Here is a 14,856-nt window from a genome sequence, read left to right on the forward strand (position 1 = left end):
GTTGTAAATTTCCGATTGGAAATAGAACCGATGAATTTTCGTAATAGTTTTAAAATAAAAAAGGCGTACTCAAAATAAGTACGCCTTTTTTATATATTCTTTGTTCTCGTTATTTTACAAGAGCCAATGATTGTTTTGCAATCTCCAATTCTTCGTTGGTAGGAATAATAAGTACTTTAACTTTTGCTCCATCAACGCTAATTTCGTGGATACCACCTGAGCGGTTCGCATCTTTTTCAGCGTCCCAGGTAATGCCAAGGTAATCCATTCCCTCGCAAACCATCTCGCGAACAGGAGTTTTGTTTTCGCCAACTCCAGCGGTAAATACAATCGCATCAACACCGTTCATTGCAGCAGCGTAGCTTCCGATGTACTGTTTTACGCGGTAAGCATACATTTCAAGTGCCAGAATTGCATTTGCATCACCTTCGCTCTGACTTTTTTCAACATCACGCATATCGGTGTAACCGGTTAAACCTTTCATACCACTTTCTTTATTCAGCAAGTCAGAAATTTCCTGTACAGAATAACCTTTTTGCTGAGCCAGGTAGAAAATAATTGCCGGATCGATATCGCCCGAACGGGTTCCCATAATCAAACCGCTCAAAGGTCCCATACCCATAGTAGTATCAACACAAACACCACCATCAACAGCTGCCATAGAAGCACCGTTACCAAGGTGAATGGTCACAATTTTTGCATCCGGATTTCCAAGGTATTCAATGGCTTTCTCCGAGATATATTTGTGTGATGTTCCGTGGAATCCATATTTACGGATTCTCAATTCACTATAGAATTTTTCCGGCAAAGCATAACGGAATGCTTTTTCAGGAATACTTTGGTGAAAAGCTGTATCGAATACGCCAACCTGTGTTGCATTCGGAAATACTTTTTCAGCCACTTCTACACCAATTAAGTTTGCAGGGTTGTGCAATGGTGCTAAAGGAAACAATTCTTTCACTTTTGCTTTCACCTCATCGGTAATCACAACGGTTTCGGTAAAAGTTTCACCACCGTGTACCAAACGGTGACCAACAGCCTGAATTTCTGAAGGATCGCCGATAACTCCTTTATCAGCATCGATAAGCAATTCGGCTACACGCTTTAAACCAACTCCATGATCTGGAATCGGAAATTCCTCAACGGTTTTAGTTTCTTCTCCGTTTGTAAAAGTTTTGTGCTTAATCACGCCCATTTCAAGGCCGATTCGTTCTACAATTCCACTCGACAAAGGCAACTCGGTGTTCATATCAATTAACTGATATTTAATTGACGAGCTACCTGCATTAATTACTAAAATATTCATTTTTAAAATATATTGTTAAAAGTTCTGGTAATGATCAAACCATCGACATTGCTGCCGACAACCAATCATTATCGTAAATCTGAATTTACGTATTAAAAACCTTCCTGTGCCTGAATGGCAGTAATTACTACAGTATTAAAAATATCGTCTACTGTACAACCACGGCTCAGGTCGTTAACCGGCTTATTTAAACCTTGCAGCATCGGACCGATTGCCAGTGCTCCGGTTTCGCGCTGTATTGCTTTATATGTATTGTTACCTGTATTTAAATCGGGGAATATCAGCACGTTGGCCTGACCTGCAACCTGCGAATCGGGCATTTTACTTTTTCCCACGCTTGGATCAACAGCAGCATCGTACTGAATTGGTCCTTCAATTTTCAGATCGGGGCGCATACTGATTGCTGTTTCTGTAGCTGCTCTCACTTTGTCAACCTCAACACCGGTTCCCGATGTACCCGATGAATACGACAACAGGGCTACTTTTGGATCGATACCAAACGCTTTGGCCGAATCGGCTGATGTAACTGCAATCTCGGCAAGTTGCTCTGCATTTGGACTAACGTTTACAGCGCAATCGCCCATTACCGAAACATGGTCGTCGAGACACATAAAGAATACTGACGAAACAGTTTTTACACCCGGTTTGGTTTTTACAAACTGAAGTGCCGGAATAATGGTATGCGCAGTGGTGTGCGCCGCACCTGAAACCATTCCGTCGGCGTGCCCTTTGTATACCATCATTGTACCAAAGTACGAAACGTCGGCCATGGCATCGCGGGCCATATCTTCAGGAATATTTTTGTGCTTACGCAGTTCGTGGTAAGTTCTCCAGTAATCTTCGTAATGCTCTGATTCTACAGGATCGATGATGTTAATATTACCATTAATCTTAACGCCAATCTCTGCAGCCTTAGCGACAATCTCTTCTCTTTTTCCTAACAAGGTAACTTCAACAACCCCCTGATCAACCAAACTTGTTGCAGCCTGCAATACACGAGGATCGGTTCCTTCAGGTAAAACAATGTGTTGTTTTTTCGATTTTGCTTTTGCTACCAGGTTGTACTGGAACATGTAAGGAGTTACAACATCAGTTTTGTAACTTCTGAATTTATCGATCAGGAATTCTGTGTCCACATATTTTTCGAAAGTTGAAATGCTCAAATCGATTTTACGTGGAATTCCCGGACGTATTTTTGGTTTTACGTTTGCAATTTTATTGGCTGCCACAAAAGTTACATCGTCAACCAAAATAATTGGGACAACAGTTGGCAAACCTTCAATCAATCGAAGGATTTGTGGTTCAGGAGCAATACCTCCGGTAACAACAATACCTGCGATGTTCGGATAATTGGCCGATGCATTGGCCTGCAGGGCACCCAAAATAATATCGGAGCGGTCGCCCGGAGTAATAATCAGGCTGTTTTCTTCCACTCTGTCGAGGTAGTTACGTAGCTGCATTGCTCCAACATCGTAACGGTCGGCTTGTTTACACAACAGATTTTCACCCAGAAGAACTTTACCTCCTAGCTCTTCATAAATTTCTTTAATCGTTGGACTACCCAGTTTTTTAATTTCAGGAATCAGTTCGATAGAAGTTTCAGCAGGAATTACTTTTTCCAGTTCTGCTTTCATTACTTCGCAATCGCCGGGTTTTACCTTGTTCATTACAACCGATTGCACAACCACATCTTTTTCAGCAAACGATTTTACAGCTAAATCAAGATTGGCAATTGCATCCGACATTGCCTTGTCTTTTGCCGAACTAACCAAAATAGTTGGTATCGACAGGTTTTTGGCAAATTCTACGTTCAGGTCGAATTCAAAAGAAGCTCCTTTATTATCAAAATCAGAACCTTCAACAACAACAACTTCGAAACGCTCTTTCAGATTCTTATAACGATCGATGATCTGATCGATAAGACGCGCTTCCTGACCCATGTTTTTATACTTAACAACTTGCGACATGGTGAAGCCATAGGCATCTTTATATTCCATATCGAGGTTAAAATACGAAATCATAGTTTCGATATGATTATCGTGAGTTCCCTTGGGATAGTCGTTAATGATTGGTCTGAAATAACCTACTTTGCTTACTTTTGAAAGTAAAACTTTTAGAACACCCAGTGTTACCAGCGATCTTCCGGTATCGCTTTCAGTATTGGTGATATAAATTCCTGTTTTCATCAAAAAAATAATTAAAAACTCCGTACTTAAATATTATTGTCGTATAAAACGAACATCTATGGGTTTTATCGATGAGTCGTTTAGGTTGTGTTGAAATCGGGAGCAAAAGTATAAAAGATATTTTCTTGGGGCGAAGCTAGTCTCTTAATAAACTGTTAATTGAGTAAAATTTTACATTCTGATGAAGTTGGGGCCTGACAATCAATATATTGTTAAAACTACAAAAATACCTTATTAAGAGACAAGGACAGAGTGAACCATTTAATTGATCTTTAGTTTAAAAGTTTGTCGATTACAAATTACCCTCAAAACAGGGTGCTGGTATTGCAATTACCTTAGTTAATCAAGAATTTAAAACTCGTAATAAACACCTGTATAAACACCAACCCGGTAGGGATGATAATTTACATCGGGATTCGTATTAATAGAATTCAGGTAGTAATTCAGGCGGGGTTCAACTGCAAAAGAAAAACGTTTACCCAACATATAGCTTAAACCAACACCAACTGTTCCCGAAAAATTAAGCGTAGAAATATCGGCAGTACTACCAATGTTTTGCACGCCTGTACTATTATCGAGATAAGCATTGTTTCCGATTACAAAACCGGCATTTAAACCTCCAAGCAAATCGATGCCCAGTTTTTTATCGAGCACACTGTAACGCAAATAAAGCGGCACTTCTACAAATTCGAACACCTGCGAAAATTCGCCATCAGCATAAAGCATATTAACTGCTGCGTCGCTGCTATTTTCGAGGCTGGCAGCAATATAGGCGCCATTAGGGGTATTTGCCATTTTGATAACACCGGCGGTGCTGTTCATGGCAATTCCAATGTTTCCGGTCTGAACCAGGTTTGAAAACGTGGGGGCCGACCCGTCGTAAACGGCATCAGGGTTAGCCGCATAAACCAATTCATTATCCGAAGCAAACAGGTTTAGTGAGTTATTGGCCTTTTGTCCGTCTTTAGCATAGTAAATACCACTCTCAACCCGCAGTCGTTTGCTGGTTTTATACTGCACCGAAATTCCACCGCCAACGTTCGCTCCTCCGTTGTTGCTATTGTAGGTCATGTTCCGGGAATATTCATCGTTGTGATTTGCAGAGTGTGCCGAATATCCCGGCGAAATATTCGCACCAACAATCCAGCCGCGTTCATTTGCTTTTTGAGGGTTTAAATTCATATCTCTGATATTCCCGGCAATAAGCACTTCGTCGGCCGAAGTCAATGATGTTACCTCTATTAGTTTGCTCCTTTCTTCTAATTCTACTGTTGATTCGTCTTTGGTAAAAAAGGTTTCAATACTGCTTAATAAGCTGTAGTTTGCTTGCCTTTCCGGTTCCTGTGATTGAATGTTGCCGGCAATATTTTTATCTTCCGAAACTACTTCAACGGTATTAACTGGCTCTTCAGTTTGAGTTGCCTCGGATACATTATTATTAGCGACAAAAACAACTTCTTCATCGGCCGGGTTAACGGGTTCCGTTTCAACGCCGGTTTCATCAACAGTTCTTCCCTCCTCTTTCACTTCGGGCTTAACAGAATTCTGCTCAACCATTACAGGTTCTTCTGTTAAGGTAGTGCCATTAAAATACCAGCCTGCAATAAATGCCAGTACCACAACGGCAGCAGCCGAAATCCAACCAATATAAGCCACGCGGCGTTTCTTCTGCTTTGCCTCCAATTGTGCCTGGATATTATTCCAAACATGCGGAGGCGGTGCAGTAGAAAATCCGTCGAGCTTTTCCCTGATCGAATCGTCTATATTTGTCTTTTTGCTCATCCAGCTGTGTAATTACTTGTTTCAATATCGCCATAAAGCATTTTCACCTTACGCTTTAAAATATCGCGGGCTCTTGCGAGGTTCGATTTCGATGATCCTACTGTAATTCCCATCTCCTCACCAATTTCCTGGTGGTTCAATCCTTCCATCACAAAAAGGTTAAAAACCATTCGGTAACGCGGTGGCAGTTTCTGAATTAATTCAATCAACTCTTTTGCCGATATCGTGGCAAGAATATCGTCCGAAAGCTGCTGATTTTCGTAGATGTTTACATCCTCCACCGGATGCATCATATTTTGCTTTCTGAATTTCTCTAACGAAACGTTTACCATTATCCTTCGTATCCACCCTTCCAAAGAACCCTCGTGTCTAAACCCGCCAATATTTTGGAAAACCTTTATAAACCCCTCTTGCAGGTTATCCTCGGCTTCGGTATTATCTTTGGCATAGCGCAAACAAACTCCAAACATTTTTGGTGCAAACATTTGGTATAGTAGTTCTTGTGCGCGCTTTTTACCCGAAGCACAATCCTTTATTATTTTTTTTAGGTCTTCCAAAATCTTTCGCAAATAACACCCAAAAATAAAGATTATAACATTCCGGCCTCAATCTTCTTTTTGGTATCTGCTGTTACAGTCAGTTCTTACAACGAAAATCACAAGTTAGATGGGCCGTTGCTCAAAAAGGTTGCGTTGAATTGGAAATTCTTTCGGACAATGACAATTTTATCAAAAGTCCTTCCGAAAGGGAAATACTTTTTCCAGTAGCAGAAAAAGTTATTTAACATTTGTTACGCAACCTTAACTTGTTTAATACCATCTATCCATTGTAAATTTGTTAAAACCTTTATTATGAAACCTACATTACCGCTATTTTTTGTTTTGTTCTTTAGTCTTCTTTGTTCGTGTAACACCGCCAACGACGATCCGGATCCGATAAAAAATATTGAACTAGATGAAAAATCGGCACAACTTGTTGAGGCCGATAATGCATTTGGTTTCGACCTGTTTAAAACCATCCGCGAAGAAATTTATAAAGATAGCCAGGACGAGAATATTATGATCTCGCCACTAAGTGTTTCGCTGGCACTGGGTATGGCTTATAACGGAGCCGACGAAAATACAAAGCTCGAGATGGAAAATGCCATGAAACTTAATGGCCTCACTACGGAGCAAATCAATAACTCGTATAAAAGTTTGATTGCCGCTTTACAATCGCTTGATGAAGATGTGATTTTTGAAATTGCCGATGCCATATATTACGCCGACGGGTTTCCGGTAAAACAATCCTTCCTGGATATTAACTCCAACTATTACAATGCAGAAGTTGAAGCCATTGATTTTGGAAATTCCACTGACGCATTACAAACTATCAACGGCTGGGTAGCCGATAAAACCCACGACAAAATCAAAAAAATTCTGGATTCATTATCTCCCGATGCCCGCATGGTACTTTTAAACGCCATTTATTTTTACGGCAACTGGAGCGTCGAATTTGAAGAGGACGCTACAAAAATGCGTCCGTTCTATTTTGCCGATGGCACTTCGGAAGATGTGGAAACCATGCACAAGGAAGACCAACTTGATTACACCGAAAACGAGCTGTTCAGTGCGGTAAAACTGCCCTACGGTGCAGGTCAGTACAATATGGTTGTAATGCTGCCGGCAGGAGAAAATAACTCGGGCGATCTAATAAATACTTTAAATGTCGACAATTGGAAATCGTGGAACGACCAGTTTGGCACACGAGACAATGTTGTGGTGAACTTGCCCCGTTTTAAATTTGAATTTGAGAGCAAATTAAACGAAATGTTAAAGCTGATGGGAATGATTGACGCTTTCTCGCCAGTCGATGCAGATTTTTCAAACATTTCGGATATTTATCTTTATATCAGCTCAATAATTCACAAAACTTATATCGATGTGAATGAAACAGGTACCGAAGCCGCAGCAGTTACTGCCATTGTTTTCGAAACCACAAGTGCTCTTCCAACAACGGAAAAAACATATTTCACCGTGAATAAACCATTTGTGTTTGCTATTACTGAAAAAGATACCGACGCCATTTTATTTATAGGTGAAGTGCAAAAGCCGGAATATGAGGAATAGTAAAAAATAAACGTTCGCGATTTACGTTATAAGTAAAATTATAAAAAGCCATGAAACGATTAATCGTAATATTATCCGTATTTCTTGTTGTATTTTCCAGTTGCCAGGACGACGACGATCTGTTAACGTTCGATGAAACCGGCACCGTACTTGATTATGCCGGCGCAGGCGACTGTGGTTTTGTTATTGTACTTGATAACGGAAATAAAATTCTGCCCCTTTACTACCCCGACGGTTTTACTTTTGCACAGGGTCAGCGCGTATTGGTTACGTATAGCGAACTTAACAATGTTTCTATTGGTTGCGAACAGGGCGTTCCTTGCGAAATAAGCTATGTTGAAGAACTATCATGTTCGCCTTATGTCGATCTTTATTTTGAAAATTACGACAGTCTGGCACGCGATCCCGTTCACTTGCACGATGCCTACATGGATGGCAACTGTCTGTATTTTAAAGTATCGTACAGCGGCGGTTGTCAGGATCACACCATCGACCTGGCACGCATGCATCCGTGGACTGCAAGCAGTTCAACAGTTCCAACTTTTGAAATCCGTCACAACGCCAACGACGACCTCTGCGAAGCCTGGTTCACACGGGAATTCAGGTTCGATTTATCTGATTTAAAAGCCGAAGGAAAAACAGAATTTGTACTTACGGCTAAACTTCTGAACGACGAAGTTTACAACAAAATATTCCAGCTCGATTAGGTATTCCACTAATTTTGCTGCAAGTTAGTTCTTCCAAAAAGGGTTGATTTATTCAACCCTTTTTTCGTTAGCCCTTGACTTGAATAGGTTAAGACCGTATATTGCGTATCTAACAATAATCACAAATCTCATGAAAAACACATTTCTCTTATTACTTATCTTTTCGGCTTTATTGTTCTCGTGCGACAAAATTGATGAAGCCAACACTTTTGAATTTGACACAACCGTTTCGATGGACATTCCGGTTGCAGTGATAGAAACCAGCGCCCAGGCACAAAAATCGGCACTCGCTGACTATGCCTTTTCGGTAACACAAACCAATTCGCTTAGCGAAATTGAAGAAATTGCGGATTATTTAGACAAGTTAAAATCGATTGACATTAATGATCTGGAAATTGTGATCAGCAATTTAGGAGAAGGTGAATTAGTGAAATCTATCGAAATTTCTGTTGACGGCGTAGGAGTACTGGTAACTTTAACCGACATTTCGATGGAAAACACCACATTTACGCCGGAGATCGATGACAGCAAACTTATTCAGGCGGCTTCAATTCTTAGTTCTACCAAGGCAATAACCATAACCGTTGCAGGCGTTACCAATACCGCGCCAATGGATTTTATGGTGAATATGGACTTCGATTGCCACATTGAGGCAAAAGCACTATAAGAATTCCACTAATAAACAGAAAAGATCCGATCCGTAATCGTTCTATCGAACACGGGTAGGATCTTTTTTTTGTGGCAATCGCTATCATCAGTTACACAAATATTCCGGAGTTTAAATTAATCGCACAAAAAACGGGGAACAATTACTGCCCCCCGCTTTTGCGTTATATTGCTATTGGTTTAAAAAATGCTGTATGAGATACCGGCAGCCATACTTATGGTAGTTTTTGCATAAGTTTCGTCATAGCTTCCAACTCCGGCATGGGTAAATGTCACAGTGTCATCTTCATAAAATGTATTGATAATACCTGCATCAAAAGTTAGTTTATCGGTGATCTTCCACATAATACCACCGCCTAAAGTATACGATGAATTACTGTAGCTAAAATCGCTCTGGTATTGCGGAGTTACTCCGTTTTTCGAGCGCATTCCACCCAAACTAAAAGCAAAGTTATCAGTCACATTAAACTGAAGACCTAGCGCTAGTTCGTAATAGTTGGCATCGATATCGCGGTGTACTTGTTCGCCTAAAGTTGCATAGCGCACATTGTTACCGTAGTCAACACCCTTGTCGAAATACACATTGTATGAAAGTTGAGCTTCCAACCAGTCTAAACCACGGTAACCAATACCTGCAGCTAAAATTGCAGGAACATCGTTTGATGATTCAGCACCGTCAGGAAATAAACCCATATCGTCAACTTCAGTTTCGTTTTCCAGTTTTAATTTGGTTTCAAACTCGTACTTAAAAGCGAAAGTCCAGTCGTCGTTTGGCGAGTAGTTAAACCCGATAATTGGGGTAAAACCCATTCCTTTTTGTTTTGTTTTCACTTCTTTATCTCCTACCTGACCGGCTGTTCCTGACAATGTTTGTGCAGTTCCGGTAAGTAAAGTAGAAGTAGCAGTTAATTCATCTCCGGCAGCAGAGTAGGTTCCCTGCACCTGAAGTACATTCATCATATCAATTTGTTCCTGTGGCAAACCAATCAATAATAATCCGCCTTCAACCTGCGCACGGGTAGCAGCATCGATTACACCTCCTGCTTCCAAATCAGAAAGAGTGGCTGTTCCATAACCTGCGTCGATAACCGGCTGCATCGTTGTGGCTGTTCCATACATTAAATCGGCTCCTGCACTCGCTTGTGTGGCAAGAGAACTAACCTGACCTGAAGCTCCTGTTAACCAGGCTGCGGCATTTATCATTTGTCCGCCATTCTCTAACTGAATGTTACGGATTGCACCTTCGTAAGTATTTACCGATGGCATTAAACGCATACCACCATAAACCGAAAATTTATCGTTGATTGCATAAGACGCTCCAAGTTGGATACCCCAGAAAGTTGAAGATGCCTCCAAAGCCATATCAAGGTCGTAACCGGTTACTGCAAACGCAGGATCGATCTGAGATAGACCTGCCAGTGCCGAAGGAATCATTGAGAATGGAATCTCCAGTGTTGGAATTCCATTTGCAAATTCTGCAGTTCCACCACCTCCAATCGGGCCAACACCAATTGAGTAAGCCCATTTATCTTTTTTATACACCGCGTAAAGGTCTGGAAAAACAGGAATTGTAGTTTCTCCTTCGAAATGACCTGAATTTAATGTAGGAAATTGTGAGTCGATATCGCGGGTCTGGAATATCGTTTGGCTGTAGAAAGCAAAATGCCAGCCATCTTCCATTTTTACCAAACCTGCCGGGTTGTAAAAAACAGCATCAATTTCCAATGCTGCATTTCGCGACAACATACGAATATATTGCGCACTTTGGTTGTAGTTAGTTAATAAACCTCCTGCAAAAGCAAGTTGAAGCAGCATAGAAAATGCCACCATCAATGTCAGTTTTTTCATTTATGTCAAATTTATATTTAAGAATTTTTCCCTTTGTTTAACAATAGTATTCCGAGAAATTTACGGTTACTGTAGTTGATGCCTGAGCGGCAAATTTAAAACTTATTCTGAAATACAGAAACTTCCAAGCTGATTTTCAGCTTTTTATAGTTTTTTCGAACAATGTCGTCACTTATTCGACAGTGTTCGCATAAAAAAACCCGAAGTTAAATACCTCGGGCTCTTTATATTAAGGGTAATTCTTTTTCTTAAATATGGATAACCTCATCGTAGGCAGCGGCAGCGGCTTCCATTACCGCTTCGCTCATTGTTGGGTGAGGGTGAATCGTTTTAATCAGTTCGTGTCCTGTAATCTCAAGTTTTTTGGCAACAACCATTTCAGCTATCATTTCAGTAACATTTCCACCGATCATATGTGCACCAAGCAACTCGCCGTATTTGGCATCGAAAATCAATTTAACAAAACCGTCTTTTTGACCGGCTGCACTTGCTTTTCCGCTGGCCGAATATGGGAATTTACCCACTTTAATTTCGTAACCGGCTTCTTTTGCTTTTGCTTCGGTTAAACCAACCGACGAAACTTCTGGGCTTGTATAAGTACATCCCGGAATGTTGCTGTAATCGATCGGCTCAGGATTTAGGCCGGCAATTTTTTCGATACAGGTAATTCCTTCGGCCGATGCAACGTGAGCTAATGCTGGTCCGGCAACAATATCACCGATGGCATAAACACCTTCAACATTGGTTTTGTAGTATTCATCTACTTTAACACGACCATTTTCAGTTTCAACACCTAATTCTTCCAAACCAATTCCTTCAGTATTTGGTGCAATACCAACAGCCGAAAGTACGATATCAGCCTCAACAACTTCTTCGCCTTTTTTGGTTTTGATAGTCACTTTACACTTATCGCCCGAAGTATCCACGCTTTCAACCGATGAACTGGTCATCACTTTCATTTTCGATTTTTTGAAATTGCGTTCCAGCTGTTTGGCAACTTCCGCATCTTCGTTTGGTACAAGTGTTGGCATAAATTCAACCAAAGTAACTTTTGTACCAATTGTGTGATAGAAGTATGCAAACTCGCTACCGATTGCTCCCGATCCTACAACAACCATACTTTCAGGTTGCTTATCGAGTGTAAGCGCTTTACGGTATCCGATAATTTTTTCGCCGTCTTGCGGCAGGTTTGGCAATTCGCGCGAACGGGCGCCAGTTGCCAAAATAATATGCTTGGCTGTGTACGAAGTCTTTTTACCGGCATCATCAGTTACTTCAACCGTGTTTTTACCTGCTAATTTTCCCCAGCCAAAAATCGATTCAACTTTATTTTTCTTAAACAGGAATTGAATTCCTTTGCTCATACCGTCGGCAACACCACGACTTCTTTTAACCATCGCGCCAAAATCAGCTTTTACATCACCTTCGATGGCAACACCATAATCAGCAGCGTGAACGGCGTATTCAAAAGCCTGTGCACTTTTCAACAACGACTTTGTTGGAATACAGCCCCAGTTTAAACAAATTCCGCCCAGGTTTTCTTTTTCAACAACGGCAACTTTTAATCCGAGTTGCGACGCACGAATCGCTGTCACGTATCCACCCGGTCCGCTACCTATTACTATTACATCGTAATTCATTTTATTTTGTAATTTTTTTGATATTTGATTTATGTAAGTAACACCTCACACCAAGAAAGGTTCTTACAAATTTACTTCTTTTATGAAGCAATAAAAAGCCCCCGTAATATGAGAGTTCTCATAAACTCTTTCCAAAAATGCCGGAAGCTATTTTAGCTTTGAATAGGTATCGAGCAGCTCGCCTGCAGCTATAAACGAACTCATTTTATCCGATAACACATAATTTTCGAGCACTTTTACTTTCTCCTTAATCTCAGGATGATCGTAAAAGTTTCGTTTTAATTGCTCTTCAATGGTTTCGTGCATCCAGTAGGTAGCCTGCTCGTTTCGTTTTTTGTAAAAATACCCGTTATCAACCGTTTGTTTCCTGTATTTTTCGATCTGTTCCCAAATGGAATCAATCCCAACTTTCTGATAAGCAGAACAAGTTAATACGTTTGGATCCCAGCCCGATTCTTTTCGGGGAAAAAGATGAATGGCATTTTTATATTGCACTTTAGCCATGTCGGCCTTTTCTACGTTATTACCATCGGCTTTGTTGATCGCAATCAGGTCAGCCATTTCCATAATTCCACGTTTAATTCCCTGTAATTCGTCGCCGGCTCCGGCCAACATTAACAACAGAAAGAAATCGGTCATGGAATGAACAGCTGTTTCGCTTTGCCCAACACCAACCGTCTCGATAAAAATATTTTTATATCCGGCTGCTTCGCACAGAATAATTGTCTCGCGGGTTTTACGTGCAACGCCTCCCAACGATCCGGCTGAAGGACTTGGACGGATGTAGGCATTGTTATCGCTGGCCAATTCTTCCATGCGTGTTTTATCGCCCAAAATACTTCCTTTGGTGCGTTCGCTACTCGGGTCAATGGCCAAAACAGCCAGTTTTTCGCCCTTGCTGGTAAGATATTTTCCAAGCGCTTCGATAAAGGTACTTTTTCCGACTCCGGGCACACCGGTAATTCCAATGCGAACTGCGTTTCCACTGTGAGGTAAACAGGCTGCAATAATTTGCTGAGCCAGTTTCTGATGCTCAGCTTTTGAGCTTTCAACGAGTGTAACGGCTTTGCTTAAAAGCGTGATATCTCCCTTTAAAATCCCATCGACATAATCCTGTACCGGAAGCAGTTTTCGTTTTTTCTGCAGAAAGCGTTTAACCGAGTCGTTACTAACAGAATCGGGCTGCTCTATTCCGCTGTTAACGTTTAATCCTTTAAACTGTGGGTCGTTTTCTATATGGTGTGAATCTTGTTCTGACATTGGTTTAACTTTTATCGCTCAAAAGTACAGCAAAAAAGAAGGTGCTGCAAGTTTCACCTGCAACACCTTCTGAAATATTGACTTTAAATAAACTTAGCTTGCACTTTGCACAACCACGTTGCTTGAAATACGCAATGTTGAGGTTGGCGTTTTTGGATCGTTGGTGATAACTGTAATCGATTTGCTCTGACGACCACGTTTTCCACGAGAATCGAAAGTAACTTTAATCGGTGCAGTTTCGCCGGCTGCAATCACACTTTTTGAAGGTGCAACAGCAGTACATCCACATGACGAACGTACTCTTCTGATGATCAAATCTGTTTTACCGTTATTGGTCAACGAGAAAGTATGTTCTTTTTTGTCACCTTGTTTCATTTCACCAAAATCTACTGAAGTTTCCTTAAATACGGCTACAGGAGCACTAGCCAGTTGTTCTGGTGTAAGGTTTGAGAAATCTTCTTCGATAGTAGCACTAACACCTACAGAGCTTTTGTAGTCGTTGCTTCCGTCTAACGAAAGGTAGATACGGTGCGATGCAAAACCATAAGTATTGGCAGCCTCTGAATCGTACGTTACAACCAATTTACCGGTTGATTTTGCAGGAATTGTTTCAGGCTCTGCTTTTGCTGTCAGGTGCTTTGGCACTGTGCGGAAACCAACTTTAACAGGTTTGTCAGTATCATTCACTAATTCCAGCTCTTTAGTAACTACATCGCCTTTTTTTATTTTCGCAAACGACAGGTAATTTGATTTTACTCGTAAAGCACCAATTTGTCTTGGGTATTGTTCTGCCAATGTTTTTTCGCGAGGCTCAACTTTACCGCTAATTCTTAAAACAACAGTACGGTTTTCAGCATTCGAGCTAACAGTTACTGATTTATTAAAAGAACCCGGGCGGTTTTTTGGATTATAACTTACATCGATAGTACCAGTTTCGCCGGGAGCTACAGGCTCGCGTGTCCATTTTGGAGTAGTACAACCACACGATGCACGCACATTCGATAACACCAAAGGCGATTCTCCTTTATTTGTAAATTTAAATGTGGTTTTCTGAACACCGTCCGACTCTTTAAAAGAACCGAAGTTGTGCGTCTCTTCTTCAAAAACAATTTTTGGGTTTTCCTGGGCCATCACATTATTATATGCAACACCCATCGCGAAAACTGCTAATACTTGTAAAATGCGTTTCATAATTTATTACTTAAATTTGTTTGTCCAGTGTATTTATATAACAAATGTAAAAATGCATTAATATATATGCTGTTAATTGAATTCAATATTTTGTTAACGAGTTGTTAACCCCGGCAGGCAAGTAAAAAAATATGTAGTTTAGCTGACAATGTAAGACAGGAT

11 protein-coding genes are annotated in these 14,856 nt (G+C 40.8%); 3 read left to right on the forward strand and 8 right to left on the reverse strand.

Annotation, left to right across the window (positions count from 1 at the left end; all coding sequences use genetic code 11):
- Positions 1-109: 109 nt before the first annotated feature.
- From SLH46_RS16480 to SLH46_RS16495, 4 genes are all read right to left on the reverse strand, one after another.
- A complete protein-coding gene (locus SLH46_RS16480) occupies positions 110-1,306 on the reverse strand; it encodes an acetate/propionate family kinase (RefSeq protein WP_320282302.1) in 1,197 nt (398 codons plus the stop codon).
- Positions 1,307-1,398: 92 nt separating this feature from the next.
- On the reverse strand, positions 1,399-3,492 hold the full coding sequence (pta, locus tag SLH46_RS16485) for a phosphate acetyltransferase (protein WP_320282303.1): 2,094 nt from the start codon (positions 3,490-3,492) through the stop codon (positions 1,399-1,401).
- A gap of 351 nt (positions 3,493-3,843) precedes the next feature.
- The gene (locus SLH46_RS16490; protein WP_320282304.1) at positions 3,844-5,274 is read right to left on the reverse strand and encodes a hypothetical protein; all 1,431 of its coding nucleotides are present in this window, start codon (positions 5,272-5,274) and stop codon (positions 3,844-3,846) included.
- Positions 5,271-5,831 (reverse strand): RNA polymerase sigma factor, encoded by a 561-nt coding sequence (locus tag SLH46_RS16495; RefSeq protein ID WP_320282305.1) that lies wholly within the window; start codon positions 5,829-5,831, stop codon positions 5,271-5,273. Before SLH46_RS16495 ends, SLH46_RS16490 begins: the two co-directional genes overlap by 4 nt.
- 294 nt (positions 5,832-6,125) lie before the next feature.
- Here SLH46_RS16495 and SLH46_RS16500 point away from each other — a divergent pair, with 294 nt between their 5' ends.
- The 3 genes from SLH46_RS16500 to SLH46_RS16510 all read left to right on the forward strand — a co-directional run bounded on the left by SLH46_RS16500 (position 6,126) and on the right by SLH46_RS16510 (position 8,756).
- Positions 6,126-7,382 (forward strand): serpin family protein, encoded by a 1,257-nt coding sequence (locus SLH46_RS16500; protein ID WP_320282306.1) that lies wholly within the window; start codon positions 6,126-6,128, stop codon positions 7,380-7,382.
- A gap of 50 nt (positions 7,383-7,432) precedes the next feature.
- Entirely contained in the window at positions 7,433-8,089 is a 657-nt protein-coding gene (locus tag SLH46_RS16505; protein WP_320282307.1) for a NigD1/NigD2 family lipoprotein, read from the forward strand.
- Between the two features lie 130 nt (positions 8,090-8,219).
- Positions 8,220-8,756 carry a hypothetical protein gene (locus SLH46_RS16510; RefSeq protein ID WP_320282308.1) on the forward strand — a complete coding sequence of 179 codons (537 nt, stop codon included), beginning with the start codon at positions 8,220-8,222 and terminating at the stop codon, positions 8,754-8,756.
- Between the two features lie 179 nt (positions 8,757-8,935).
- Here SLH46_RS16510 and SLH46_RS16515 read toward each other — a convergent pair whose 3' ends face one another.
- The 4 genes from SLH46_RS16515 to SLH46_RS16530 form a co-directional block, all read right to left on the reverse strand.
- Positions 8,936-10,603 carry an OmpP1/FadL family transporter gene (locus tag SLH46_RS16515; protein WP_320282309.1) on the reverse strand — a complete coding sequence of 556 codons (1,668 nt, stop codon included), beginning with the start codon at positions 10,601-10,603 and terminating at the stop codon, positions 8,936-8,938.
- Between the two features lie 248 nt (positions 10,604-10,851).
- The gene (gene lpdA / locus SLH46_RS16520) at positions 10,852-12,243 is read right to left on the reverse strand and encodes a dihydrolipoyl dehydrogenase (protein WP_320282310.1); all 1,392 of its coding nucleotides are present in this window, start codon (positions 12,241-12,243) and stop codon (positions 10,852-10,854) included.
- Positions 12,244-12,390: 147 nt separating this feature from the next.
- Entirely contained in the window at positions 12,391-13,503 is a 1,113-nt protein-coding gene (meaB, locus tag SLH46_RS16525) for a methylmalonyl Co-A mutase-associated GTPase MeaB (RefSeq protein WP_320282311.1), read from the reverse strand.
- A gap of 93 nt (positions 13,504-13,596) precedes the next feature.
- Entirely contained in the window at positions 13,597-14,694 is a 1,098-nt protein-coding gene (locus tag SLH46_RS16530; RefSeq protein WP_320282312.1) for a DUF1573 domain-containing protein, read from the reverse strand.
- Between the last annotated feature and the right edge of the window lie 162 nt (positions 14,695-14,856).

The sequence above is a fragment of the Draconibacterium sp. IB214405 genome, assembly GCF_033963885.1.
In the GTDB taxonomy this organism is placed as follows: domain Bacteria; phylum Bacteroidota; class Bacteroidia; order Bacteroidales; family Prolixibacteraceae; genus Draconibacterium.